This window comes from Pseudomonas sp. 1912-s, assembly GCF_029269205.1.
GTDB lineage: Bacteria > Pseudomonadota > Gammaproteobacteria > Pseudomonadales > Pseudomonadaceae > Aquipseudomonas.
The window spans coordinates 324880-349691 of the sequence record NZ_JARIXR010000001.1 but is presented as its reverse complement, the minus strand read 5'-3'; the positions used below and the strand labels follow the sequence as shown (position 1 = coordinate 349691).

At 61.1% G+C, this 24812-nt stretch carries 21 protein-coding genes; 10 read left to right on the top strand and 11 right to left on the bottom strand.

The genetic code is table 11. The features are described 5' to 3' along the window. Positions 1-51 precede the first annotated feature (51 nt). Complete coding sequence (gene mnmC / locus P3C29_RS01580; protein ID WP_275963753.1) at positions 52-2031, top strand: bifunctional tRNA (5-methylaminomethyl-2-thiouridine)(34)-methyltransferase MnmD/FAD-dependent 5-carboxymethylaminomethyl-2-thiouridine(34) oxidoreductase MnmC; 1980 nt, start codon at positions 52-54, stop codon at positions 2029-2031. Here mnmC and P3C29_RS01575 read toward each other — a convergent pair. Beyond that, positions 2028-6821 carry an NEL-type E3 ubiquitin ligase domain-containing protein gene (locus tag P3C29_RS01575; protein WP_275963752.1) on the bottom strand — a complete coding sequence of 1598 codons (4794 nt, stop codon included), beginning with the start codon at positions 6819-6821 and terminating at the stop codon, positions 2028-2030. The two genes, mnmC and P3C29_RS01575, sit on opposite strands and share 4 nt — an antisense overlap. A 232-nt stretch (positions 6822-7053) precedes the next feature. Here P3C29_RS01575 and P3C29_RS01570 point away from each other — a divergent pair, with 232 nt between their 5' ends. The 4 genes from P3C29_RS01570 (at position 7054) to P3C29_RS01555 (ending at position 12219) form a co-directional block, all read left to right on the top strand. Next, entirely contained in the window at positions 7054-8826 is a 1773-nt protein-coding gene (locus P3C29_RS01570; protein WP_201122537.1) for an N-acetylglutaminylglutamine amidotransferase, read from the top strand. 3 nt (positions 8827-8829) lie between these two features. Beyond that, positions 8830-10575 carry an N-acetylglutaminylglutamine synthetase gene (gene ngg / locus P3C29_RS01565; protein WP_275963751.1) on the top strand — a complete coding sequence of 582 codons (1746 nt, stop codon included), beginning with the start codon at positions 8830-8832 and terminating at the stop codon, positions 10573-10575. A gap of 172 nt (positions 10576-10747) precedes the next feature. Next, positions 10748-11932 (top strand): osmoprotectant NAGGN system M42 family peptidase, encoded by a 1185-nt coding sequence (locus P3C29_RS01560; RefSeq protein ID WP_003216760.1) that lies wholly within the window; start codon positions 10748-10750, stop codon positions 11930-11932. Between the two features lie 59 nt (positions 11933-11991). After that, positions 11992-12219, top strand: a complete 228-nt coding sequence (locus P3C29_RS01555) for a YheU family protein (RefSeq protein ID WP_003192759.1) — start codon at positions 11992-11994, stop codon at positions 12217-12219. A 3-nt stretch (positions 12220-12222) separates the two neighbouring features. Here the strand turns inward: P3C29_RS01555 and csrA are convergent, their stop codons facing one another. Next, positions 12223-12420, bottom strand: coding sequence for a carbon storage regulator CsrA (gene csrA, locus P3C29_RS01550; RefSeq protein WP_275963750.1), 198 nt, complete (start codon positions 12418-12420; stop codon positions 12223-12225). A 224-nt stretch (positions 12421-12644) separates the two neighbouring features. Then, positions 12645-13466, bottom strand: coding sequence for an SDR family oxidoreductase (locus tag P3C29_RS01545; RefSeq protein WP_275963749.1), 822 nt, complete (start codon positions 13464-13466; stop codon positions 12645-12647). Positions 13467-13795: 329 nt separating this feature from the next. Here P3C29_RS01545 and P3C29_RS01540 point away from each other — a divergent pair, with 329 nt between their 5' ends. Beyond that, positions 13796-13948: a DUF3309 family protein gene (locus tag P3C29_RS01540; protein ID WP_003216767.1), complete on the top strand. Its 153-nt coding sequence runs from the start codon at positions 13796-13798 to the stop codon at positions 13946-13948. 60 nt (positions 13949-14008) lie between these two features. Here the strand turns inward: P3C29_RS01540 and P3C29_RS01535 are convergent, their stop codons facing one another. Further along, positions 14009-16096: an LTA synthase family protein gene (locus P3C29_RS01535; RefSeq protein ID WP_201122535.1), complete on the bottom strand. Its 2088-nt coding sequence runs from the start codon at positions 16094-16096 to the stop codon at positions 14009-14011. A 322-nt stretch (positions 16097-16418) separates the two neighbouring features. Here P3C29_RS01535 and P3C29_RS01530 point away from each other — a divergent pair, with 322 nt between their 5' ends. Then, a complete protein-coding gene (locus P3C29_RS01530) occupies positions 16419-16889 on the top strand; it encodes a methylated-DNA--[protein]-cysteine S-methyltransferase (RefSeq protein WP_029616117.1) in 471 nt (156 codons plus the stop codon). Between the two features lie 37 nt (positions 16890-16926). Here P3C29_RS01530 and P3C29_RS01525 read toward each other — a convergent pair whose 3' ends face one another. Together P3C29_RS01525 and P3C29_RS01520 are read right to left on the bottom strand one after the other, a co-directional pair. Beyond that, entirely contained in the window at positions 16927-17118 is a 192-nt protein-coding gene (locus P3C29_RS01525; protein ID WP_010176042.1) for a PLDc N-terminal domain-containing protein, read from the bottom strand. 68 nt (positions 17119-17186) lie between these two features. Continuing rightward, positions 17187-17717 (bottom strand): hypothetical protein, encoded by a 531-nt coding sequence (locus P3C29_RS01520; RefSeq protein WP_201122534.1) that lies wholly within the window; start codon positions 17715-17717, stop codon positions 17187-17189. Positions 17718-17918: 201 nt separating this feature from the next. Between P3C29_RS01520 and P3C29_RS01515 the strand changes: the two genes are divergently transcribed. Together P3C29_RS01515 and P3C29_RS01510 are read left to right on the top strand one after the other, a co-directional pair. Continuing rightward, the gene (locus tag P3C29_RS01515; protein WP_275963747.1) at positions 17919-18884 is read left to right on the top strand and encodes a hypothetical protein; all 966 of its coding nucleotides are present in this window, start codon (positions 17919-17921) and stop codon (positions 18882-18884) included. Then, on the top strand, positions 18881-19240 hold the full coding sequence (locus tag P3C29_RS01510; protein WP_201122532.1) for a hypothetical protein: 360 nt from the start codon (positions 18881-18883) through the stop codon (positions 19238-19240). The genes P3C29_RS01515 and P3C29_RS01510 overlap by 4 nt, the downstream gene beginning before the upstream one ends. Before the next feature lie 18 nt (positions 19241-19258). On the opposite strand, the gene P3C29_RS01505 is transcribed toward P3C29_RS01510, so the two are convergent. Then, on the bottom strand, positions 19259-19774 hold the full coding sequence (locus P3C29_RS01505) for an ankyrin repeat domain-containing protein (protein WP_010176046.1): 516 nt from the start codon (positions 19772-19774) through the stop codon (positions 19259-19261). A 96-nt stretch (positions 19775-19870) separates the two neighbouring features. Next, positions 19871-21697, bottom strand: coding sequence for a long-chain-acyl-CoA synthetase (locus P3C29_RS01500; protein WP_275963746.1), 1827 nt, complete (start codon positions 21695-21697; stop codon positions 19871-19873). Between the two features lie 397 nt (positions 21698-22094). On the opposite strand from P3C29_RS01500, the gene P3C29_RS01495 reads away from it, so the two are divergent. After that, positions 22095-22373 (top strand): DUF3509 domain-containing protein, encoded by a 279-nt coding sequence (locus tag P3C29_RS01495; RefSeq protein WP_003216777.1) that lies wholly within the window; start codon positions 22095-22097, stop codon positions 22371-22373. 55 nt (positions 22374-22428) lie between these two features. Here P3C29_RS01495 and P3C29_RS01490 read toward each other — a convergent pair whose 3' ends face one another. The 3 genes from P3C29_RS01490 to P3C29_RS01480 all read right to left on the bottom strand — a co-directional run bounded on the left by P3C29_RS01490 (position 22429) and on the right by P3C29_RS01480 (position 24678). Next, positions 22429-22719: a helix-turn-helix transcriptional regulator gene (locus P3C29_RS01490; protein ID WP_201122529.1), complete on the bottom strand. Its 291-nt coding sequence runs from the start codon at positions 22717-22719 to the stop codon at positions 22429-22431. Between the two features lie 233 nt (positions 22720-22952). Beyond that, positions 22953-23498, bottom strand: a complete 546-nt coding sequence (locus P3C29_RS01485) for an acireductone dioxygenase (protein WP_275963745.1) — start codon at positions 23496-23498, stop codon at positions 22953-22955. A 28-nt stretch (positions 23499-23526) separates the two neighbouring features. Then, positions 23527-24678, bottom strand: a complete 1152-nt coding sequence (locus tag P3C29_RS01480; protein WP_029616118.1) for an MFS transporter — start codon at positions 24676-24678, stop codon at positions 23527-23529. Positions 24679-24812 lie beyond the last annotated feature (134 nt).

Genomic DNA, 24812 nt, shown 5'->3' with positions numbered 1-24812 from the left:
ACACCCCGGTTGATCGGCTAGAATGGCCGCCTTGTCTTTACCGAGCCGCCCATGAACCCCGTATCCCACGCCCAGCTCGACTGGGATGAACAAGGCCGCCCGCACTCGCGGGTGTTCGACGACGTGTACTTTTCCGACCAGTCGGGCCTTGAAGAAACGCGCTATGTGTTCCTCGAGCAGAACCGTTTGCAGGAGCGCTTTGCTGCGATGCCGGCGGGCGGGCGGCTGGTGATCGGTGAGACCGGCTTCGGCACCGGCCTGAACTTTCTCTGCGCCTGGCAGTTGTTCGAGCAGCATGCGGTGCCGGGCGCGCGCCTGCATTTTGTGAGTGTGGAAAAGTACCCGCTGAGCCGCGCCGACCTGCAACGCGCCCTCGCCCTCTGGCCCGAACTCAAAGCGTTCTCCGATCAGTTACTGGGGCAATACATCGCGATTCATCAAGGCTTCCAGCGCCTGGTGCTGGATAACGGCCGCGTCACCCTCACGCTGCTGATCGGCGACGCCCTGGAGCAACTGCCGCAACTGGACGCACAGATCGACGCCTGGTTTCTCGACGGTTTTGCCCCGGCGAAAAACCCGGACATGTGGACTGCCGAGCTGTTTGCCGAGCTGGCGCGGCTGGCGGCGCCGGGCTCGACCATCAGCACCTTTACCAGCACCGGCTGGGTGCGGCGGTTGATCAACGCGGCCGGGTTCAAGATGAAGCGCACACCGGGCATTGGCCACAAATGGGAGATCCTGCGGGGTGAGTTTCTTGGCTGGCCGGCCGAGACGCCGCCACCGGCGCTGGCCAAACCGTGGTTCGCCCGCCCACCAGTAGTCGGCGGCGAACGCCGGGCGCTGGTGATCGGCGGCGGCCTGGCCGGCTGCGCCAGTGCCGCCAGCCTGGCCGCCCGGGGTTGGCAGGTCAGCCTGCTGGAGCGGCACGACGGCCTCGCCCGGGAAGCCTCGGGCAATCCACAAGGCGTGCTGTACCTCAAGTTGTCGGCCCACGGCACCGCGTTGTCGCAACTGATTGTCAGCGGTTTTGGCCACACCCGGCGCCTGCTGGAACACTTGCAGCGCGGGACGGACTGGGACGGCTGCGGCGTCCTGCAATTGGCCTTCAATGCCAAGGAAGCCGAACGCCAGGCACAGCTGGCCGAAGCCTTTGACCCGCAGCTCTTGCACCTGCTGGATCAACCCCAGGCGCAGGCGCGCGCGGGGGTTGCGCTGGAGCATGGCGGGCTGTATTTCCCCGAAGGCGGCTGGGTGCATCCACCCGCGCTGTGCCAGTGGCAGGCCAAACAACCGGGGATCGAGGTACTGCCCCATCACCACGTGCTTGAGCTGCGCAAGGCCGACGGCCAATGGCAGGCGTGGGACGGCGAGCGCCTGCTGGCCAGTGCGCCGGTGGTGGTGCTGGCCGGGGCCGCCGAGGTTAAACACTTTGCACCGAGTGCCGACCTGCCCCTCAAGCGTATTCGCGGGCAGATCACCCGGCTGCCACACACCCCGCAGAGCCAGGCACTGAACACGGTGGTGTGCGCCGAGGGTTACGTTGCCCCGGCCCGCTTGGGCGAACACACCCTGGGTGCCAGTTTCGATTTCAAAAGCCTCGACCTGACCCCCAGTACTGCCGACCACGCGGGCAACCTCGCACTGCTGGAGGAGATTTCCCCGGACCTGCGCCGGCGCCTGCACGCCGACTCACTCGACCTTGAAACCCTCCAGGGCCGCGCCGCTTTCCGCTGCACCAGCCCGGACTACCTGCCCATCGTCGGCCCACTGGCAGACCCGGCGCGGTTCAACGACGCCTATGGGGTATTGAGCAAGGATGCACGCCAGGTACCCGACACGCCCTGCCCGTGGCTGGACGGCTTGTATGTCAACAGCGGCCACGGCTCGCGCGGGCTGATTACCGCGCCGTTGTCCGGGGAATTGCTGGCGGCGTGGCTCGACAATGAACCGCTGCCGCTGCCCAGGAGCGTGGCACAGGACTGCCATCCAAACCGGTTTGCCGTACGCGCCTTGATTCGCGGCAAGGCCTAAAGCGGGCACGCTACCGTCAACGGTTTATCCACCTCCTCCAGCGCCCTGCGGGTCAGGCGCTCCACCAGTTGCTCACGGGCTTGTGCGTGGTCGCTCTGTACGTTGAGCGCTTGGGATAAATAGGTGGAACTGGCCACGTCCAGGGCTTTGAGCCGGGTGTCGTACACCTGACTGACGCGACTGAACTCAGCCGCATACTGACGTTTCAGGTATTCCAGCCAAAACCCCTGGCGTGCCATGAAACGCGCCAGGTTACCCGTTATCTCCCGACTGCTGACCTGGGTGACGGCATCAGTGAGGTCCTCCTGGGTCACCCCGCCCACCTCACGGTACGTGATGCTTTCCGGCTGGCCCGGCAACTCCAGGATCTTCGCCAGACCGCTGCGATACACCAGGCGCACTGCCAGTTGATCGGCGATGTTTTTGCGGCGACTGAACACATCGGAAATGCTGTCCAACTGCTCCAGCCGGAATAACCCGCGGCCCAGTTTCAGCAAGGTCGCGACACTGGGCTGTGTGACACCGGCTTCCTTCATGGCCTTGTTGAGCATCACCGTGACTTCCATTTCACTGAAGCTGTAGGCCGCCGCGTCCACACAGTTGGGCTCGCCCCTGGCCAGGTTGAACAGTAACGCCCGCAGTTCACTGTCCTCGGCCGCCGCGTCCATTACTTGCCACACCCGGCGCACCAGGTCAGCGCGCACCTGCTTGTATTTCGGGGTATTGACCAGTTGGCGCAGCACCGCAAAAAAGTCCCCGGACTGCCAATCGTCCTGGAGCAACTCCCAGGTCGCCCGACGGGCGAGATAAGCATCGGCCGTCTCGCCCTCAAGCCAGGCTTGTTGGGAGCGCTGCTCGCTCAACAGCGCAATATTGTCCTCCTGCAAGCCCATGCCCACGCCTGTGCGGAGGCGGTATTCATCCAGGTCCTGGCGGCTGCGCACGGACACCGGATTGAGCCGCAAGTTGATTTTTTCGGTCACCGCCACCGGCGCAGTAAACAAGTCCGGGGGCAGTTCGATAATGCTGTTCTCCCGCAGGTTGGCGTCCTCCAGATGCAGGCGCGTGAGCAAACCCTCGGGCAACTCCCTGGCTCGCGTGTCACGCAGGTTCAGGTGCTGCAAATCATGCATGTGCGCCACCGAAGGCGTTTCGCCCAACGGGTTGCTGCTCAGGTCCAGGGAGCGCAGGCCGCTCATGGCTTGCAGTTTTCTGGTAGTCGCGTCGGTCAGGTTGAGGCGGTTTTGCGCCAGGCTCAGGCGTTGCAGGGAAGGCATGTGGGACAGCACTTCAGGCAGCCATGTCAGCTGGTTTTTGTCCAGTTCCAGTGAGCGCAACCCCTTGAACGCCTTGAGGAAGTACGCCACATCGTTGTCCAGTTCCATGTTTTTCAGGGACAGGCGCTGCACATGGCCAAAGTCGATATCGGCTGGAAAGTCTGGCAGTTTGCCAACCCGCATGCCGTCCAGGCTCAGGCCATAGACTGAGGCGTGGGTTTCATCAACGAGCCGGACCTGGTGGCGCCAGGCACTGCGCAAACGGTTTGCGACCTGCCGACGGCTGTGGCGGTAGTCATTCAGCCGGCCCGGGAGTTTGCGCATGTCCGTGTCCTGCTGGGTCCAGGCCTTGAGCACGCCGTCAAGCTTCAACAGTTGCTGCTCGCGCAGGCGCACCGCACTGGCCCGCGACACATCATCAGGGCCCAGGCCCTCGATCAGTTCGCTGGCTTGGCGCTCGGTGAAGAACGGGTACAGGTTTCTGATTTTGCGCACCAGCCCACGCTGGGTTCGCGAAAGCGTCGGTGGCTGCGGTGGGTCGCCGACCTGGCAGGCAGCCACGCCCCCGACGGGACTGATGGGTGCCTTGCCGCGTACAGCCAGCGCACGATCAAGCAGTTGATAACGCAATCGCCGGGCGTCAGACAGGGTGCTGCCGCCAATGTCCAATGCGGTACGCAACGGAATCGGCAGGGCCTGCAAGGTCGCGCGATAAAACCCGTGCGGGCCGCTGAAGACTTCGCCCAAGGCCCGCCCATCCGCCTCGAAAGCCTGATAGCGCTCACCCGTCTGGACCACCACACGCGACTGAGTGGCCGCAGCATCGCCCATGCGTTGCAACACCGTCCCGGTGGTCGATGCCTCGCGCAACTGCAACTGGAAGGTGTCGGGAAAAGCAGGCATCTGTTCCAGCAGGCGCCAGGAAAAATCCCGGGCCTGCGTGTCGGCCAGCTCCGTCAAATAGAAACTGGCGGTCAGGCGCTCACGCTGGATCCGGGCTGCCGCCTCACGGGCGGCCTGCCGCAGCGGCAGCGGCACCCGGCGTGCGTCACGCAAATGGATTCGATCGATGCTTGCAGCGTTATCAATCAGCTCCTGGGCAACCTGGGAAGGCAAACCCGGCACGCTCTCCACCAGGCGCCTCTGCTCTGCCCCCGCAGGCTGGTCATAGTCGGCATACAGCTTCTGATACAACGGTTTGCGATCAATACTCAAGGTGTGCGCCAAGCGCCGTGCCAGTGCCTCGGCATCGGTTTCGCCGGCCTTGACGGGCATATCGCCGAACAATGTGTCCAGCTCAGCCCGGTACATGCCATCGGTCACGCCCAACAACACTTCACCCTCCTCCAGTTGGTCCTGGCTGATGATCACGCTCAACTCGCTGTCGATACGCGCGCTGGATGGATAGAGGGCCGTGACCCTGCCTGCGGCGTCCTGCACTTCGAGGTAACGACCACGGGGCCAACCGGGCATCAGCGGCAAGGCGTCCAGTTGCAACGTGATGCTCTCGGGGGTAAAGGGCTGGCGTTTCTCCAGGCGCCAGATCAAGTCTGTGATCTTCTGGTCCAGCGCAAACCGCTGGACGCTGTCCTGCAGACCTGCGGGCAGCTTGAGGTTGTCCTGTGCCCAGCGCTGCAGTTGGGGGAGTTGTACATCGCCTACCTGGCGAATCTGCTCCAGGCGGGTGTCGTCCAGGGCGCTCAGGCGCGGGTCCAGGCGCCGCAGGGCATAGAGGTGGTTACTCCACTCCTGCGGTCGCTCATGGATCGACCGCCAGCCACCCCCGCCGTTATGCATCACCGGCGGTGCATAGGCATACGGACGGCCGGGATGGCGAATACGCCACTGCCCCAAAGCGGGGTCAAAACGCACTTCATGGCCACGGCCATCAATACTGATCCATGGCCGCCCGTCCTTCCAATGAAAGCCCTGGGCATCGGCTTCACCCGCCGCCAATGCCTGCCCATAAGGCCTGAGGCTGGAACGCCATAGCCGGCGCCGCCCGTCCGCGCTTTCAACCGCTTCAACGTTATCGAGGCCTTCCAGGGTTTCCCGCGCCCCACGGCGCAAAGTGCCAATGACTTTGCCACCCGCTACAAACGCCGCCATCGACGCCACGCTCTCCAGCACGTTGCGCAGGTGTGACAGCGCCGCGCTGCGGTCCTCGTGGCGCCAGTCCTGCACCCCTTCGTAGATTTCGCCAAGCATTTGCCCGACGGCCACGCCCATCATCAACTGGCCGATCACCGGTACAAAAAAACCGGCAAGGTTGAGCAGGTCCAGGCCCCACGATTCATAGTCTCGCCAACGCTGGTCACGCACCGCCTGGTCAAAGTCTGCGGTGGGCACCGCCAGCACCCGGCTGTCTTTTTGCAGCTTGCCGATGGTGCTGTTGAAGAAAAACTGGAACAGCCCCACGTCGATCGGCAATGACTTGATCACCCCCAGGGATTTACCCACAGAAAACCGGGTGGAAAAATCACCGCGGGACTCTTCGTCCAGGTAACGCGCAAAAAAATCGGCGTAGCTTTTCACCTGCAACTTCAGCGTCAGGTAACGCTGAAAATCTGCAAAGCTGGGGTATTCGAAAATCGGCCGATAAGGCTCTCCCGGCATGTAGACGATGCACTGGGTTGCGGGGTGTTCATCAATGACTTCCCGGGAAAATACAACGACGCCCCACAGGCAACAGTCATGCACATCCAACCCTTGAAAAACCAAGGGCCTGGCGCCGTATGTCTCAGTGAGCATGGTTGCCTTGGCGAGGTTGGCGCCCTGACGGGTAAAGCCCAATAACAGCTTGAAGGCCGTCTCGCCAATGTCACCACGCAGGTACGCGAGGTACACATCAGCCGCCATGTCATACACCTTCAGTTGCCTGAACTCGCTGGCATCCGGGTTGTGCAAATACTCATCGGCCAGCGGCAGGGTCTGGTTGATCGCGCCACGCAAGTGCTCCTGGTAGCGTCGCCCCAGGTCAAGGGTGCGGCAGTAGGCGGCAAACGCCGGGACGCTGACGGCGCTCACCCGAGTATCGGTGTCACGTCGTACCTGGCTGCCAGAGGGAAATACGCTGCCCAAGGCCTCATCCTCGGAAAAGTTCTGCATCGCCGCCTCCAGCAATGTCCGGGTTTCAATCACCACCTTGGTGGCGGGAATCCCGAATGAAGTGCTTCCCGTGTCGAGGCGATCCCACGGCAGCCATAAATGATCACGCTTCACGTCCAGGGTCACGCCGAACCGGCTTTTGAGGCCACGGGTCAGTTCTTCGGCACAAAACTGATCAAGGCCTTTGATGCGTTGCAGGATCGCATTGACCCTGGGCTCGTGAAGCCCGGCCAACGCGTGGACCTTCTCCAGTTGGTCCAACAGTTCGGGCTTGGCCGTCAGTAACCAGGGAGGCAGGCGTTGCTGCAGAACATCGGCTTTATCCAGGTCGCCGGTCAGTTCCAGCAGGGTTGACGAGAGGAGTTGCGGGGTGAGTTGAGCGGGCACGGAAACGGGGTCAGCCATCGGCAATATCCTTTTGCACAGGAGTGAGCCCCCACGATAACCATCCCCCCACGCCCGGCGCCCATAACTATGTGACGCCACCCGGGTATACGCCCGAGCCCTCCCTGAAAAGCCTGCTTATAACCGATCGTTCTAAAACTCCCTAGATTCATCCGTGTCAGTTTCTGGGTAGCCGCCGTTTTGGCGCGACTGCTTTTGACCCCTCCCCAACGGAAAAACCGGTAAGGAATTTATGTGCGGATTAGCTGGAGAGTTACGTTTCGATGCCCAACCTGCCGACCTGGCAGCCGTTGAGCGCATCACCCATCATTTGGCCCCTCGTGGTCCTGACGCGTGGGGCTTCCATGCCCAAGGGCCGGTTGCCCTGGGCCATCGACGCCTGAAAATCATGGACCTGTCGGACGGCTCCGCCCAACCGATGGTCGACGCCCAATTGGGGCTGTCCCTGGCGTTCAACGGCGCGATCTACAACTTCCCGGAACTGCGCGAAGAGCTGGAAGCCCTGGGCTATGCCTTCTATTCCGGCGGCGACACCGAAGTGCTGCTCAAGGGTTATCACGCCTGGGGCGAAGCCTTGCTGCCCAAGCTCAACGGCATGTTTGCGTTTGCCATCTGGGAGCGGGATGCCCAGCGCCTGTTTATCGCCCGTGACCGCCTCGGCGTGAAACCGCTGTACCTGTCGCGCACCGGCCAGCGCCTGCGTTTTGCCTCGGCCCTGCCGGCGCTGCTCAAGGGCGGCGATATCAACCCGATCCTCGATCCGGTGGCGCTCAACCACTACCTGAACTTCCATGCCGTGGTGCCTGCACCGCGCACCCTGTTGGCCGGCATTGAAAAACTGCCGCCCGCCACCTGGATGCGTATCGAGGCAGACGGCAAGACCGAGCAGAAAACCTGGTGGACCCTGCCCTACGGCCCCCACGCCGACGAAGCCAACCTGACCCTGGAAGACTGGACCGACCGCGTGCTCGACAGCACCCGCGAAGCCGTAGCGATTCGGCAGCGGGCGGCGGTGGATGTGGGCGTGCTGCTCTCGGGCGGTGTCGATTCGAGCATGCTGGTGGGCCTGTTGCGCGAAGTCGGCGTGCAGGACCTGTCGACCTTCTCCATCGGTTTTGAAGACGCCGGTGGCGAGCGCGGCGATGAGTTCCAGTATTCGGACTTGATCGCCAAGCATTACGGCACCCGACACCACCAACTGCGTATCGCCGAGAGCGAAATCATCGAGCAATTGCCGGCCGCGTTCCGCGCCATGAGCGAGCCGATGGTCAGCCATGACTGCATCGCCTTCTACCTGCTGTCCCGGGAAGTCGCCAAGCACTGCAAAGTGGTGCAGAGCGGCCAGGGCGCGGACGAGTTGTTCGCCGGCTACCACTGGTACCCGCAAGTGGACGGCGCCAGCGATCCGTATGCCGCGTACCGCGATGCGTTCTTCGACCGCAGCTACGACGACTACGCCGCCACCGTCGCCCCCAAATGGCTGACGGCCAATGACGCGGCCGGCGACTTTGTGCGCGAGCATTTCGCCCAGCCCGGCGCCGATGCCGCGGTGGACAAAGCCCTGCGCCTGGACAGCACCGTGATGCTGGTGGACGACCCGGTGAAGCGCGTCGACAACATGACCATGGCCTGGGGCCTGGAAGCGCGTACGCCGTTTCTCGACTATCGCCTGGTGGAACTGTCAGCCCGCGTGCCGGGTAAATTCAAGCTGCCGGACGGTGGCAAACAAGTGCTCAAGGAAGCCGCGCGCCGGGTGATTCCAAGCGAAGTCATCGACCGCAAGAAAGGCTACTTCCCGGTGCCCGGCCTCAAGCATTTGCAAGGCGACACCCTGAACTGGGTGCGTGACCTGCTGCTGGACCCGAGCCAGGATCGCGGCCTGTTCAACCCGGCGATGCTCGACCGCCTGCTCACCGATCCCCAAGGCCAATTGACCCCGTTGCGCGGCTCCAAGCTGTGGCAACTGGCGGCGCTGAACCTGTGGCTCAGCGAACAAGGAATCTGATTCATGAAACCTCACGCCACGGCTTACAGCCAACGCTTGCTGCGGGGCCAGGCGCCCTCCTACGAGCGCCTGCAAGCCCGCTTCGCCGAAGACGGCAGCGAACTGGACCCCACGCCGATTGCCGTGCATTGCGGCTGGGGCCGGCTGTTGATCGGCCACACCTTCCCGGACCCGGCGAGCCTGGCCCTGGAGTTGCTCAACGAGCAGCCTGGCGAGCGCGACATCGCACTGTATGTGGCCGCGCCGCAGCAGATCCTCGGGATTGATCCACAGCAGCTGTTTCTCGACCCGTCCGACACCCTGCGCCTGTGGTTCACCGACTACCGTCCGGCAACCCGGGTGTTTCGCGGGTTCCGGATTCGCCGGGTACAAAGCGAGGCGGACTGGCAGGCGGTGAACCAGCTGTATCAGGGGCGCGGCATGTTGCCGGTGGACCCGGCGCTGCTGACCCCGCGTCATCAAGGCGGCCCGGTGTATTGGCTGGCGGAAGACGAAGACAGCGGTGCGGTGATTGGCAGCGTCATGGGCCTGAACCACCAGAAAGCCTTCCACGACCCGGAGAACGGTTGCAGCCTCTGGTGCCTGGCGGTAGACCCGCAATGCACCCGCCCCGGCGTGGGTGAAGTGCTGGTGCGCCACCTGATCGAACACTTCATGAGCCGTGGCCTGAGCTACCTCGACCTGTCGGTGCTGCACGATAACCGTCAGGCGAAAAGTCTCTATGCCAAGCTGGGCTTCCGCGCACTGACCACCTTCGCCATCAAGCGCAAAAACGGTATCAACCAACCGCTGTTCCTCGGCCCCGGCCCGCAAGCAGGGTTCAATCCCTATGCGCGGATCATCGTCGAGGAAGCCCATCGGCGCGGGATCGATGTGCAGGTGGATGATGCCGATGCCGGCTTGTTCACCTTGAGCCTCGGTGGCCGCCGGGTGCGTTGCCGCGAGTCCCTGAGCGACCTGACCAGCGCCATCAGCATGACCCTGTGCCAGGACAAGAGCCTGACCCACAAGGTGCTCAAGGCCGCCGGCTTGAACCTGCCGGAGCAGCAGTTGGCCGCCAGTGCCGATGACAACCTGGAGTTTCTCGACGAGCACCAGCGCATCGTGGTCAAGCCGCTGGATGGCGAGCAAGGCCAGGGCGTGGCGGTGGATTTACAGAGCATCGAAGAGGTACAGAAAGCCATTGAAACAGCCCGCCAGTTCGACAGCCGAGTGTTGCTGGAAAGCTTCCACGAAGGCCTCGACCTGCGCATCCTGGTGATCGGCTTTGAAGTGGTTGCCGCCGCCATTCGCCGCCCGGCGGAAGTTACCGGCGATGGCCAACACTCCATCGGCGCGTTGATCGAGGCCCAGAGCCGCCGGCGCCAGGCCGCCACCGACGGCGAAAGCAAAATCCCCCTGGACGATGAAACCCAACGCACCCTGCATGCCGCCGGCTACGACTACAACAGCATCCTGCCCCGTGGCGAGCGCCTGGCCGTGCGCCGTACTGCCAACCTGCACACCGGCGGCTGCCTGGAAGACGTCACCGCCATCCTTCACCCGACCCTGGTCGACGCCGCCGTGCGTGCGGCCCGTGCCCTGGACATCCCCATGGTGGGCCTGGACCTGATGGTGCCGGCTGCCGACCAACCGGACTACGTGTTTATCGAAGCCAACGAACGGGCCGGGCTGGCCAACCATGAACCGCAGCCGACGGCTGAAAAGTTCGTGGACCTGTTGTTCCCGCATAGCCAGCCGACGGCTTGAGAAATGCGTTGCCTTGACTGGCCCCTTCGCGGGCAAGCCCGCTCCCACATTTGGAATACATTCCCCTGTGGGAGCCGGGCTTGCCCGCGATGGGGCCGGAACAGCCGATGACTCTCTAGCCAATGGCCCACTCATCGAAACCATCGATGCCCTCAACTCATCAGGAGTTTCCATGACCCGAACCATCCCCGAACCGGATCTCGCTTACCTGCAAAAAGTGCTGCTGGAAATGCTTGCCATCCCCAGCCCCACCGGATTCACCGACACCATCGTGCGCTACGTTGCCGAGCGCCTTGAAGAGCTGGGCATTCCCTTTGAAATGACCCGGCGCGGGACCATTCGCGCCACCCTCAAGGGCCAGAAAAACAGCCCCGACCGCGCCGTTTCCGCGCACCTGGACACCATCGGCGCTGCCGTGCGGGCGATCAAGGACAATGGCCGCCTTACCCTGGCGCCGGTGGGCTGCTGGTCCAGCCGGTTTGCCGAAGGCAGCCGCGTCAGCCTGTTTACCGACAACGGCGTGATCCGTGGCAGTGTGCTGCCGCTGATGGCGTCGGGGCACGCGTTCAATACGGCCGTGGATGAGATGCCCATCAGCTGGGACCACATCGAACTGCGCCTGGACGCCTACTGCGCCACCCGCGCCGACTGCGATTCCCTGGGCATCAGCGTGGGCGATTTCGTCGCCTTTGACCCGCTGCCGGAGTTCACCGAGAGCGGCCATATCAGCGCCCGCCACCTGGACGATAAAGCCGGGGTTGCCGCCCTGCTGGCGGCACTCAAGGCGATTGTCGACAGCGGCCAACCGCTGCTGATCGACTGCCACCCGCTGTTCACCATCACCGAAGAAACCGGCAGCGGCGCAGCGGCGGCCTTACCGTGGGATGTGAGTGAATTCGTCGGGATCGACATTGCGCCGGTGGCCCACGAGCAGCACTCCAGCGAACACGCGGTGAGTGTGGCGATGCAGGATTCCGGCGGACCGTATGACTATCACCTGTCACGTCACCTGCTGCGCCTGGCGGCGGAAAATGAGTTGCCGGTGCGCCGCGACCTGTTTCGCTATTACTTCAGCGACGCACATTCGGCGGTGACCGCCGGCCACGACATTCGCACGGCCCTGCTGGCGTTTGGTTGCGATGCCACCCACGGCTATGAGCGCACCCACATCGACAGCCTGGCGGCGTTGAGTCGCCTGTTGGGTGCCTACATCCTCAGCCCGCCGGTATTCGCCAGCGATGCCCAGCCGGCCAAAGGCTCCCTGGACCGGTTCAGCCACCAGATCGAACACGACACGCAAATGGAGAGCGATACCCGCGTGCCGTCGGTGGACAGTCTGGTGGGTCAAAAAACCTGAGACTGGCAACTGGGATCCCGGCGCAGTAGCATCGCCGGGATTCCTTAGCTGAGGCTTGTATGCTGATTCCTTACGATGCACTTGAAGTCGACACCCTGACCCGCCTCATCGAAGACTTCGTGACCCGCGACGGCACCGATAATGGCGACGATACGCCCCTGGAAACCCGGGTGCTGCGGGTACGCCAGGCGTTGACCAAGGGCCAGGCCCTGATCGTTTTCGACCCCGAGAGCGAGCAGTGCCAATTGATGCTCAAGCACGACGTGCCCAAGCACCTGTTCGACTGACCCTCAGGGGTTGGGAGCAGGTTGGGCCGGTTGCCCCTGACGGCTGAGAATCTTCTGATAGACCTCCGTGCGATGCACATTGACCCCCACCGGCGCTTCGACGCCCAATTTCACCTGGGTGCCGCTCACCTCCAGGATGCGCAGCGTGATGTGGTCGCCCACCGAGATTATTTCGCCTACCGCGCGGCTTAATACCAGCATGGGGTTCGTCCTTTTTAAGTTACCGAACCCCGACCTTGCGCTACCCGCCTGGCACCATCAATGGCCTTCAGGATAAACAGGCATGTCTTACACATCAGGGTAAATTACCCTACAGACAGGCAGTGAATAATCTCGAATTACACCCAAGAACCAAACGATATGTTCATATTTGCAGGCGATCTCTGTGGCGAGCTCCCTCGCCACATCAGTTGCTCACCTGAAATTCAACCTTTCACCGCCTGCGACTGAGCCTTGGCCCGCATCTTGTCCGCCATCACGGTCATTTCGTCGTAGAGCAGCTGCGGGTTCTTCTGCTTCAGCGCCCAGGCCATGCGCCCCTGCTCGTGGGGCAGGATCATGAATTGCCCTTCAGCCACCTGCTGGTAGATGTAGTCGGCAATCTCGGCCGCCGTAATCGGTGAGCTTTCCAGGAGCTTGCCCACCTGGGCTTTCATGGCGGGGGTCGGCCCGCGGAAGGAGTCCAGCAGGTTGGTCTGGAAAAAAGAAGGGCACACCACGTGTACGCCCACTTCCTGTTGCTTGAGTTCCACCAGCAGGCTTTCGGAGAGCGCCACCACGCCGGCCTTGGCCACGTTGTAGTTGCTCATGGCCGGGCCCTGCATCAGTGCGGCCATGGAGGCGATGTTGATGATGCGGCCCTTGCTCTTTTCCAGCAGCGGCAGGAACGCCTTGCAGCCCTTGACCACGCCCATGAGGTTGATTGCGATCTGCCAGTCCCAGTCTTCCAGGGACAGCTCACTGAAGAACCCGCCCGACGCCACACCCGCGTTGTTGACGATCACGTCGATGCCGCCCAGCTTCTCCTCACAGGCCTGTGCGAAAGCCGTGAGCTGGCTGTAGTCGCGCACGTCGCAACGCTGTGTGAAACCGTCACCGCCGGCCTGGCGCACCTGCTTGAGGGTTTCTTGCAGCCCCGCTTCACTGACGTCCGACAAGGCCAGCTGCCAGCCCTCGCGGGCCCAGCGCAGAGCGATTTCGCGACCCAGGCCAGAACCGGCGCCGGTGATCATCATGCGATTTTGCATAGGAAAGTAGCCTTGTGGTTCACGGAAGAAGTGAGCCGCAGTGTAGCGAAGGTTTTTCCCGCACCCACGCACCATCAGAGTGCTGAATGCCCCGGGCAAACCGCGGGCCGGGTCGGATACCGGCGATCCCGCCAAGTTCAATTTATTTCAACTAAGGATGGATATTTGCAACGCGGTTAAAGGAAATAAGCAACTTAGCAAAAAGCTTTAAAAAAACACGGAATTTTCTGCCAGACGTACCGGTCGGAGTTATTAAGGCGTCCGTAATAGCTGTCGGGCTTACTCGTTAAATATCAGGTCTTTTCAGAAGACTATAAGGAAAACAAAACATGAGCCTCATTCTTATCATTATTCTGATCCTCCTGCTGGTCGGCGGTCTTCCAGTGTTCCCACACTCACGCAACTGGGGTTACGGGCCATCGGGTATTCTCGGTACCGTGTTGGTAGTTCTGTTGATTCTGTTGTTGCTCGGCAAGATATAACCGGTTTAACAGCGCAAAAAAAAGAGGCCTTAAAAGGCCTCTTTTTTTATGCGCGGGTGTTTAGTCCGGCTTGCCGTCCACCACACCTGCGGTGTTGTCCAGCAGGCTCTTGGTAGCAGTCTGCAGGAACGATTCGAGCTTCTGCTTCAACGCAGCCTCGTCCGGCGACTCTGGAATCACCTTCCCGGTAGGGTTGGCGCCCAGTTCGTATTCCCACAACTTCGGTGGCATTTCCTTCGGCAGTACCAGCACGCGGTCGCCAGTGAGCAAGGCCACGGTCTGGTCGCTGCCCGACGGTTTGATCACGCCAAAGCCCTTGTCGCCTTCCGGCAGGTTGAGCAGGTCACGGCCCCAGCACTGGTGCAGGGTGTCACCGCCGAGGCGGCCCATGATGGTCGGCACGATGTCGATCTGGGTGCCCACGGTGTGGTCACGCTCGCCGAACTTCTCCTGCATGCCCGGTGCGATCATCAGCATCGGCACGTTGAAGCGGCCCAGGTCCATCTCGGTGATCTGCTGTTCGTTGCCGAAGCCGTGGTCGCCCACGATCACGAACAGGGTTTCCTTGAAGTAAGGCTCCTTGCGGGCCTTTTCAAAGAACTGGCCCAGGGCCCAGTCGGAGTAGCGCATGGCAGTCAAATGCTCGTTGAGGCTGCCACGGTCAGTGACTTTCTCGACCGGCAATGGCGTCGGCAACGCATACGGCGTGTGGTTGGACAGGGTTTGCAGCAGCGCGTAGAACGGCTTGCCGCCTTCACGGGCTTTCAGCTCTTCCAGGCCACGGTTGAACATGTCCTGGTCGGACACGCCCCAGGTCGGGTCCGAGAACACCGGATTGACGAAGTCATTGCGGCCAATGAAGTTGGTCATGCCCTGGTTGCTGAAGAAGCCCGACTGGTTGTCCCAGGCGAAGTCGCCGTTGTAGACATACACGTCGTCGAAATCACGATGGCTGAGCAACTGTGGCAGGCCCGACAGTTTGTGGCTGCCTTCCGGGGTCTGCATCAGGTATTCGAAGCCTGGCAGGTTCGGGAAGCAGGCCATGGTGGCGAACATACCCTGGTGGGTGTGGGTGCCGTTGGAGAAGAAACGGTCGAACAGCAGGCCTTCCTTGGACAGTTTGTCGAAGTACGGCGTGATGTTGCCCGGGCGGCCCAGGGCGCCCACCGAGTGACCGGCGAAGCTTTCCATCAGGATCACCACGACGTTCTTGATCGGCAGGGTCTTCTCGGCCGGCGGCGTGAAGTCACGGCGCACGGCGGCGGTGTCGGTATCCACCAGTTTTTCGCTTGGCAGCACCAGCATGTCGCGCACGGTCTGGGTGGCCTGGGGTTGTTCCAGGGTGGCTTTCCAGATGTTCGAACGCTCTTCGGAGAAGCGCGATTTGGCCGCCGCAATCAGCGACAACGTGCCGTTGAGGCCCAACTGGTTGGCGAAGTTCGAATCGGTGGTGTACACGTCACCCCAGCGCAGCGGCGGGCCCTGGCGCAGGGTGCCACGGATGGCGACCACGGCGATCAACAGGCAGACCACGAACACCGCGATGCGGGTGTACCACGGCGCCACCTGGCGGGTGCCGATGCTGCCACCGCTGAACGGGCCGCGTGGGCGGGTTGCACGGTCGGCGCCTTTAAAGGCGATGCTCAGGATCAGCGTGCCCACGGCCCAGGCCAGCAGGTAGCGCACCACCGGGAAACCGTACCAGAGCATGCTCATCACGGTTTTCGGATCTTCCTTCACATACTGGAAGACCAGGCCGTTGAGGCGCTGGTGGAATTCGCGGTAGAAGTCCATCTCCATCAGGCCCAGGAACAGCGCGATGCTCGACGCGACCGTCAGCCAGAAGCGGAAGAACCCGCGCGCCGCCATCGCCCGCACGCTGAACAAGGCCAGCAGCAGCGGGACCAGCACGTACATCACCAGGCGAATATCCAGGCGCAGGCCGTTGGCGAATGCTTCAAGGAACGTGGAGGCCGGTGTGTCGAGGATCATCTCGCGGTTGTAGACCAGCAGCGCCAGGCGCAGCAGGGAGAACATCACCATCATGACCAAGGCACAAAGCAGCGTGTACGCCAGATGGGATTTGACGGTCGGTTGCAGCAAGCGATTAGAAGCTCGCTGCTGATTCAGGGCGTCCGGGTTTGCCATGTCGTTTTAGGACCCATTGGAAGTTTAAGTTGCGAATGAATACAGCGGCGCCCCGCCCTCGCCCAGGCTGGCTGGGGTAGACGGTGAACGCAATGGCGCAAATGGTGCCCGATCAACGCCGGCAACGCCATTGATTACTCACTCCGGCCGTTTGTTGGCACTCGTCTTAGAGCACTCGGACAGGAAAATAGCCGGCGAATTGTCTTGGATGGAATGTGAAAATTTTGTACAGCGAATATCTCGACACACAAAAAACAACGGGATTGTAGCGGCCAACTTACGGCCGTATCTTTGCCCTCTGCCCTTTTGGATTGCCCCGATGATGTTTTATTGCTATCACCCAAGTCCGCTCGGGCCGCTGTTACTGGCGGCGGATGAACAAGGGCTGCGCCTGTTGTATATGGACGTGCATCAATGTCCGGTGCAGGCAGACTGGATTCCGGCAACTAATGAGCTGGATGAAGTGCGTCGGCAACTGGATGAGTATTTCGCGCGCAAGCGGGAAGTGTTCGACCTGGCGCTGGCGCCGGTGGGTACGTCGTTTCAGCAGCAGGTATGGCAGGCGCTGTTGCAGATCCCGTACGGGCGCACCTGGACGTATGGCGAACAGGCCCAGTACCTGGAGAATCCCAAGGCGATCCGCGCGGTGGGCACGGCCAATGGCGCCAATCCGATCTCCATTATCATTCCGTGCCACCGTGTGGTGGGCAGCGATGGAACATTGGTGGGGTTTGGCGGCGGGATTGAAAACAAGGTGAAGTTGCTGGAGCTGGAAGGCAGTTGGTTGATCTGAAGGCTCCCGTGCGACGCACGGGAGCCTCGCCCGGCGATCAGATCCGCACGTTGCCGCGCGGCCCGGCGATCGCCCAGATGATCAAGCCCAGCACCGGCAGCAGCAGGATCAACAGGATCCACAGCACTTTGGCGCCGGTACCTGCGCCGCTTTTGAACACGTTGATGATCGCCCAGATATCCAGCGCCAGGATGATCAACCCGATCAGGCCATTAAAAGTGGAACCCATGGTATCGCTCCTAAGTGAGGGCTTGCCTGCTTAGGATAGTCAGCCGTGGCCAGGGGTTCCGTTTTATTTCAGACGTGGACCGCAACCCGCAGGGCTTCCAGGGACGGTTCGCCCTTGATCCCGACTTCGGCGCACAACGCCAGCACCCGTGGCACGTCGTTGCCGTAGACCAGCACGGCCTGGATCTCGTCGTCCAGCAACTGGCTGAAGTTGACCAGCACGTAGCCGCCGCTCTCCGGATTAAGGGCACTCATCTGGATCTGGATGCGGTTCAGCGCGGTCAGCGCTTCGGTTTTGGCCAACTGCTTGGGCTTGAGATTGAACGCCACGCCGGGGCCGAACGAGGCGACGATCTGGGCGAACAGGTCCTGGTAAGTGTCGGCCTGGAACAGCACGGTGTCTGGCAGACTGCCGACAACGATCCACTCGCCCAGGGGAATCGGGAAAGTGTCGTCGTAGTTAATGTCCGGGTTGGCGGCCAGGAAAGCGTCAGGATCGGCGTAGGCCTGGGCCGCTTCATCCGCCACCCTGGCGATCTCGGGTTCGCTCATGCAGCCGGAGCTGATTTTGCTGATGAGTTCGACGAGTGCGGTTTTCATGGGGTGGTCCACGGCTGATTTGGGGGGCGCGAAGATAACATTGGTTCAAGGCGAGCAACAAATCCACTGTTGGCGTAGCCGCCTTCTATCAACCTATGTAGTCCACTTCCCAAATTTTGTTTTCTGATCATCCTCTTGTTTTGTTGCGCGTTCAGTTACTTATATTCCGTGGCCATATTTATTCCTTCAAGGATGTGGGATATGGCCCAGGCGTATATCAATCAACACACCACCGACCTGCCCAGCTTGAAATCCCGGCTGCTGACCGGTTCCAGCCGGCAACTGGGCGATCAATTCGATGCACTGAACCTGCATCTACGCAACGGCCTCGTGACACCGGGGCAGATGGTGATCATTCCCGACGACTACGGCGTGGCCTGCACGGCGGACGATGCATGGTTAATGCGCCATGCACTGGAGATCCGGCGGGGACTGGAGCAGGATGCGGCCGCCGGTGCGGCGGTGATCAACAACTATGATTTGCTTCAGAGCTGGTTGGGCTATGGGTCGTTGGGCGTAGGCAGCACCACTTCGGCATGGGCGCGGCACCTGGGCGAAGTGAAGACGACGCTGGAGCACGTCGAGTGGCTTTATCAACAGTTTAAAGACGGCAAACTGGATAGGAACGCGTTTATCCAGCAACGCCAGGCGCTATTCAAGAAACTCGATACGCAACTTCAAGGGGCGGCCCGTTTTGGTACCCGCTTGCGCACTCATAAATCGCTGAAGAAGATTCTGGGTATTTCTACCAAGAGTTATCTGCACAAGAGTGAAGTCGTGGGCTACACGCAACGGATCAGGAGTATTGCCGAGACTTCACGGTTTTTGGGCAAGGGGACTTATGTAGGGTTGGCGCTGGATGTGGGAGCGGCGGGGCTTGCGATCAAGAAGGCGTGTATGGAGGGGCGCGAGGGGATGTGTGAGCGGGCGAAGTATGTGGAGACGGGGCGGTTGGTGGGTGGGGTAATAGCGGCCGCTGGTGCAGGGGAAATATCAGCGAGGGGGGCCGATAGGCCTTGTGTCGTGCTGAAGATAGCAACCCGCGGGTTGGGCAAACTCGGGTGCGGCATCATCGGTGGAGCCGCAGGAGGATTTGCAGGCGGAATCATCGGGGGCTCTATTGGCGCGAGTTATGGTTATGTGCTGTATAAGGCATCGGAACAATGAGTCTCACGCTAGCCATCTACCTGACAATTGATATTGCCCTGACGTCATGGATTCTCTGGTATCTCAAATACAGAAAACTCGAAGAAATAGAGCGCTATTTCACCGAAAACATCGCACTACAACGGAACAAGCGATTTTGGTCCTGGAACAAAGAGATCGATAGAAGGTGGCGTGTAACTTTTATCACCATGTACCTGGTCGCACCCAAAGAGATGATCAGGCGTGGCGAAGTGACCAAAGAAGAACTGGCCGCTGTTCCACAGCCCTTGAAACGTTGGTTTATCTGGAGCTTTTACTGGGGAACCCTGAACGTGATCGCCATGTTTGCCTGGCTCATTTGGGCGAAAGTTCTCTAGGGTCCCCTGGCCCGTTTCTTAAACCAGTTTTTGCAACTGCGCCGCCGTATCCACCGCCCCCATGGTCTGGGCCGCTGCCAGCGCGGTCACGCCCTGGGCATCGGTGGCCTTGGGGTTGGCGCCCTGGCTGATCAGGTAATCCACCATTTCGGTGCGGTTGAACATCGCCGCCATCATCAACGCCGTACGGCCATCTGAAGAGGCGCCCTCGACCAACGCTCCGCCTTCGATCAACGCCTTGACCACCGGCAGGTTGCCCTTGAACGCCGCGCCGGCAATCGGCAGCTGGTTCTTGTCGTTGGCAATCTGTGGGTCGGCCTTGAACTCCAGCAGCACTTTCACCGCATCGACATGACCGTGATAGGCCGACAGCATCAACAGCGTGTCGCCGTTGTGGTTGCGCAGGTTCGGCGGCAAGCCCTTGGCCAGCAACGCCGCCAGCATCGCGGCATCGCCCTTGCGTGCCACGTCGAATACCTGCTCGGCAAATTCGGCGGCTTCGTCTTCGGTCATTTGTTTGGCTTGGTCTGACATGTGGGGCTCCTTGTCTGGTGTTTCATAAGGCGTCCAGTCTCGCGACGGAGTTCCCCACTGTCATGCCTTTTTTCCCAAAAGCGGCGATAGGCAGAATCAATAACGGAACTTGCCCGCCTGGATATCCGCCAGCAGTTGCCCGGTCACCGGCACGTAGCTGTCCGATCCCGGCAGCCAGGCAAAGATCGGATCGTCACCGGCCTTGTCCGGGTCGAACGCCTCTTCCTTGAGTTTTACCTTCTGGTATTTGAAGGTGCCGGTGGTTTCCATCTTCACTTTGATCCGCAGGAACAACGGCACCGCATAGGCGGGCAATTGCCCGTGGGCAAACGTCAGCAGTTCGCGCATATCCAGGGACGCCAGGGATTCAGCGGGGGTGATGGCCGCCATGCCGGCGCGACCATTGGTGTTTTCAATCTCTACGCCGTAGGCCACCACTTCGGAAATCTGCGGGTGCTGCAAGAAGATGTTCTCGACTTCGGTGGTGGAGACGTTTTCGCCTTTCCAGCGGTAGGTGTCCCCCAGCCGGTCCACGAACTGGGCGTGACCAAAGCCGATATTGCGCAACAGGTCGCCGGTGTTGAAGTAGCGGTCGCCCTTCTCGAACACGTCGCTGAGCACCACCTTGCGGTTCTTCTCGGGGTCGGTGTAGCCGTCGAACGGTGCCTTGTCATCGATCCGGGCCAGCAGCAGCCCCTGGCCGCCCTTCGGCACTTCGCGCATGAAACCGTCACTGCCGCGAATGGGCTCACAGCTGTCATGGGCGTAGTCCACCAGCGCCCAGTGCATCAGGGAAAAGCCGATGGTGTTGTCGAAATTCAGCACGTTGGTGAAGCCGATGTTGCCGTCGCTCGCGGCATACAGCTCACAGATGTGATCGACGCCAAAGCGCTGCTTGAACTCGGCCCAGACGCCGGGGCGCAGGCCGTTGCCGATCATCTTTGTCACACGGTTATCACGGTCCTGCTCGCTGGCGGGCTGGTCGATCAGGTAGCGGCACAACTCGCCGACATAACCCAGGGTGGTCGCGTTGAACCGGCGCACGTCATCCCAGAACTGGCTGGCGCTGAACTTGCGGCGAATGGCAAACCCCGACGCTCCGGCAATCGCCGAACCCCAGCACACGCACAAGCCGGTGGCGTGATACAGCGGCAAGGTGCAATAGACGACGTCTTCGGGGCCCATATCCAGGGCGATGGTGCCGAAACTGGCCGAGGACTTCATCCAGCGGCCGTGTTTGAAAATGCCGGCCTTGGGCAAGCCCGTGGTGCCGGACGTATAGATATAGAAGCAAGGGTCGTTGAAGTAGATCTGCTGAGTGCTGGCGGGGTTTTCCAGCGAATGATCAGCGCTCGCGGCCATCAGGTCCACATAACCCGGCGGTACGCTGGTGTGCTGTTGATCGGCGATAAACCAGGTTTTTTCTGCGCCGATTGCCACCTGGCTGCGAACCGCCTCGTAGGCACCCATCAACTCGGCACCCACCACAATGGCCGCCGGCGTCACCAGGTTGAGGCTATGTACCAGTGCGGTCTGGGTTTGCGAGGTATTGAGCATCGCGCAAATGCCGCCCACCTTGGCCACCGCCAGCACGCTGAGCAACAGCTCTGGGCGGTTCTCGATAAACAACGCCACCACGTCACCCTTGCCAATGCCCTGCTGCTGCAGGTAATGGGCCATGCGGTTGGCCTGCTGATTGGCCTGGCGGTAAGTGAGGACGCTGTCGCCATACAGCAGCGCGGCGCCATCGGGGTTGCGCTGGGTGGCTTGCTCGAAGGTCCAGCCGAGGCCGCATGGCTGGTCGGGGTCGGTGATGTTGGCAACGCGGATACCGCGCACCAATCGGGGCAGCGCACGGACAATGGTGGGCACCTTACGCAGCATCATGCCCCAGGTGATCATGTCACTTGGCGGGTGGTTCATGGTGGGAACGTCCTTTTTCTTATTGTTCGTATGACCCTCAAGCACCTTTTGCACCGTAAGACCGGCGCCGGATGCCTTGCAGGAAAATACGCCAGCCATTCTTCGACTGTACATTCAGGATTTGAAAAGTTTTGTATCCCGAAAGGAAAAGGAATTTCGCAACCCGTCTCGCGGTCACTATGGAAGACCTGCCTTGCGCGCCTGCGGATAAATCCCACGCAGAACCACGCAAAATGCAGGATGCACGATGGCCATTCATGCAATTTGCACGAAACCGAAAATCTTATAAATTTTTAACTTGTTGATTTATAACGCTTTTTAACGATACCCAGTACTGGCACAATCACTGCACCTATCACTCCACGCTGCAAAACATGAGCTAACGGAGCTGATAGACATGAGCCTGATCCAAGACAAATTTTCTTCTGTGTTCTCCAATTTCGACGTCACCACCCAGGCACGTCCTGATGGCGGCATCCTGCTGACCTTGCGCAACAGCGAAGGCAAGCAAATCAAACGTTCGATCTCTTATCAGCAGTTGCACACGGCCGACCAATTGACTTGGGTCATCAGCGCCATTCGCCGTGACCTGGCTGAACAAGCCAGCGACCTGCCACAGATTTCGATGCTGCAAAGCCAGAACCGCTTTGCCCTGCCGACCTACCATTCGGCTTGACTGTAATGCAGGACTCGAACAGGTCGTGGTGCCGTTGCGCATCACGGCCTTTTTTTTATTCGCACAAACCCTGCTTGAGCGCCTCGTTCACCGCCTGAACCCGGTTCGTCACCTGCAACTTTCCATAGATGTTACGCAGGTGAAACTTCACCGTGGCCTGGGAGATTGAACGAATCCTGCTGATTTCCCAGACCGTCTTGCCTTCAGTGGCCCAGCGCAGAACCTCCCGTTCCTTTGGGGTCAGGGGTTTACCGGACAACAACTTCTTCGCACGCGTGTTGCTGCTGTCAGCAGGTCGGTTGTCGCTTTCGGTGGACGGCTGTTCCAGTGGTTCTGGACCGTTCATGCAGGCCTCTCTCTTCTTCAGGTCTTATAACGCCCGTATTCGGATTGCTCCTATTGACAGGCCATTAACTGTTGAGAAAAGAGAGAGTTACACAAAGAGTGGAAGTATTAAGTAAGGCCCGCGAGAAACAGCTGTTGCTCACAAACCTATAAGCTTCTTCCCACAACAATTTCCAACTTGTATGGGTTGATCTTTAAAGCAGCCTCCTATCCGGGAAGCTGCTGTTGGCGAGCTTAGTCCTCGAGCCGAGGAAAATCCTGGGCGATCCCATCGCCGGTCAGGTTGACCGCCAGCCCTTCCAGGCTGTTGAACAGGCGGATCGTTACGAAGTGCGGGTTCTCCCCCATATCAAACCAGTGTGCAATGCCGGCCGGCACCCAGATCAGGTCGTTTTTCTCGCAGAACACCGCGTACACATAGTCGTCGATGTGCAAGGTAAACAGGCCACGACCCGCGACGAAGAAGCGCACATGATCATGCGCCAAACGGTGTTCATGGAGGCGCTCGGCGCGCAGCTCGGCTTTCTGCGGGTGGTCGTTGCTGACGCTGACGACATCGACGTGGGTGTAACCGCGCTCGGTCATCAGCTTGTCGATGGGCGCCTGGTAGGCCGCGACGATCTCAACCTCGCTGGCGCCCGCCTCAAGCCGGGTGGCGGCCTGCCAGCGGTCGAAACCCACGCCCAGCTCGGCCAGGGTCGAGGCGATATCGTCCGGGTGAGTCAGGACCTTGTTCGGGGTATCGGGGGTGGAGACGTGGTAAACCGCGAGATAGCTCATCAAACTCTTCCTCTGTCACGGGACAGGCTCATGGCCTCTCCTCTTGCAATCGAATGCCAATGATTATGGCGGCGGCCAGGGCCGCGAGGCTGGCAATGCTGAAGGTCAGGGTCGGCCCCAGCAGGTTCCAGCTGTAACCTGAATAGAGTGCGCCCAATGCGCCGCCGGTACCGGCCAGTGCGGCATACAGTGCCTGGCCCTGGCCCTGCTGGCGAGCACCAAAGCTGCGCTGCACGAACTGGATGGCCGCCGCGTGAAAACTGCCGAAGGTCGCCGCGTGCATCACTTGCGCCAGCAGCAGTACCCAGAAGAACTCGGCGAACGAGCCCAGCAGCAACCAGCGCAGCGCCGCCAGCAGGAAGCTCGCCATCAGCACCCGGCGCACCGAAAAGCGCGTGAGGATCCGGCTCATGGCCAGGAACATCAACACCTCCGCCACCACGCCCAGCGCCCACAGCATGCCGATCACGCCCCGGCTGTAACCGAGGTGTTCGAGGTGCAAGGTGAGAAAGGTGTAGTACGGGCCGTGGCTCATTTGCATCAGCGCCACGCAGGCATAAAACGCCAGCACGCCGGGGCTGCGCAATTGCCGCAAAAAGCCGTCGCCCGCCAGACGGTTGCCCTGGGTCAACGGCTGCGCATTCGGCACCCAGAGACTGGCGCCGATGATGCCCGCCATGATCACCACGACCACCACCGGGTAGATGTCCAGGCTCAGCCAGTCGAACAGGCGGCCCATGATCACAACGGTGAGGATAAAACCGATGGAGCCCCACAGCCGCACCTGGCTGTAGCGTGAGGTCTGGCCCTGCAAATGCGCGAGGGTGATGACTTCAAACTGCGGCAGCACCGCGTGCCAGAAGAACGCGTGCAACGCCATCACCAGCGCCAGCCAGGCGTAGGTCTTGCTGACAAAGATCAGTGAGAAGCTCACCAGAGTACACACCGCGCCAAAACGCACGATGGCCAGGCGCCGGCCGGTGTAGTCCCCCAGCCAGCCCCACAGGTTGGGGGCCACGCAGCGCATCAGCATGGGGATGGCCACCAGCTCGCCAATACGCGCGCTGGAGAACCCCAGGTGATCGAAGTACAGCGCCAGGAACGGCGCTGTCGCCCCCAGCAGGGCGAAATAGAACAGGTAGAAGCTGGAGAGTCGCCAGTACGGGAGTGCTTCCGTCAGCATAAGTGGCGGGTGGCGAGCGAGCGTGCTCGCGCTGGGTCGCGAAGCGGCCCCACTAGAAGCGCCGCATTTCTCCAGGTAATGCCGGGTTGCAGGCTTTGGGGCCGCATCGCAGCCCGGCGCGAGCACGCTCG

Excerpts from the sequence above, each read along its gene's own strand:
- mnmC (WP_275963753.1), top strand. The coding sequence starts at position 52 with ATGAACCCCGTATCCCACGCCCAGCTCGACTGGGATGAACAAGGCCGC.
- P3C29_RS01575 (WP_275963752.1), bottom strand. The coding sequence starts at position 6,821 with ATGGCTGACCCCGTTTCCGTGCCCGCTCAACTCACCCCGCAACTCCTC.
- P3C29_RS01570 (WP_201122537.1), top strand. The coding sequence starts at position 7,054 with ATGTGCGGATTAGCTGGAGAGTTACGTTTCGATGCCCAACCTGCCGAC.
- ngg (WP_275963751.1), top strand. The coding sequence starts at position 8,830 with ATGAAACCTCACGCCACGGCTTACAGCCAACGCTTGCTGCGGGGCCAG.
- P3C29_RS01560 (WP_003216760.1), top strand. The coding sequence starts at position 10,748 with ATGACCCGAACCATCCCCGAACCGGATCTCGCTTACCTGCAAAAAGTG.
- P3C29_RS01555 (WP_003192759.1), top strand. The coding sequence starts at position 11,992 with ATGCTGATTCCTTACGATGCACTTGAAGTCGACACCCTGACCCGCCTC.
- csrA (WP_275963750.1), bottom strand. The coding sequence starts at position 12,420 with ATGCTGGTATTAAGCCGCGCGGTAGGCGAAATAATCTCGGTGGGCGAC.
- P3C29_RS01545 (WP_275963749.1), bottom strand. The coding sequence starts at position 13,466 with ATGCAAAATCGCATGATGATCACCGGCGCCGGTTCTGGCCTGGGTCGC.
- P3C29_RS01540 (WP_003216767.1), top strand. The coding sequence starts at position 13,796 with ATGAGCCTCATTCTTATCATTATTCTGATCCTCCTGCTGGTCGGCGGT.
- P3C29_RS01535 (WP_201122535.1), bottom strand. The coding sequence starts at position 16,096 with ATGGCAAACCCGGACGCCCTGAATCAGCAGCGAGCTTCTAATCGCTTG.
- P3C29_RS01530 (WP_029616117.1), top strand. The coding sequence starts at position 16,419 with ATGTTTTATTGCTATCACCCAAGTCCGCTCGGGCCGCTGTTACTGGCG.
- P3C29_RS01525 (WP_010176042.1), bottom strand. The coding sequence starts at position 17,118 with ATGGGTTCCACTTTTAATGGCCTGATCGGGTTGATCATCCTGGCGCTG.
- P3C29_RS01520 (WP_201122534.1), bottom strand. The coding sequence starts at position 17,717 with ATGAAAACCGCACTCGTCGAACTCATCAGCAAAATCAGCTCCGGCTGC.
- P3C29_RS01515 (WP_275963747.1), top strand. The coding sequence starts at position 17,919 with ATGGCCCAGGCGTATATCAATCAACACACCACCGACCTGCCCAGCTTG.
- P3C29_RS01510 (WP_201122532.1), top strand. The coding sequence starts at position 18,881 with ATGAGTCTCACGCTAGCCATCTACCTGACAATTGATATTGCCCTGACG.
- P3C29_RS01505 (WP_010176046.1), bottom strand. The coding sequence starts at position 19,774 with ATGTCAGACCAAGCCAAACAAATGACCGAAGACGAAGCCGCCGAATTT.
- P3C29_RS01500 (WP_275963746.1), bottom strand. The coding sequence starts at position 21,697 with ATGAACCACCCGCCAAGTGACATGATCACCTGGGGCATGATGCTGCGT.
- P3C29_RS01495 (WP_003216777.1), top strand. The coding sequence starts at position 22,095 with ATGAGCCTGATCCAAGACAAATTTTCTTCTGTGTTCTCCAATTTCGAC.
- P3C29_RS01490 (WP_201122529.1), bottom strand. The coding sequence starts at position 22,719 with ATGAACGGTCCAGAACCACTGGAACAGCCGTCCACCGAAAGCGACAAC.
- P3C29_RS01485 (WP_275963745.1), bottom strand. The coding sequence starts at position 23,498 with ATGAGCTATCTCGCGGTTTACCACGTCTCCACCCCCGATACCCCGAAC.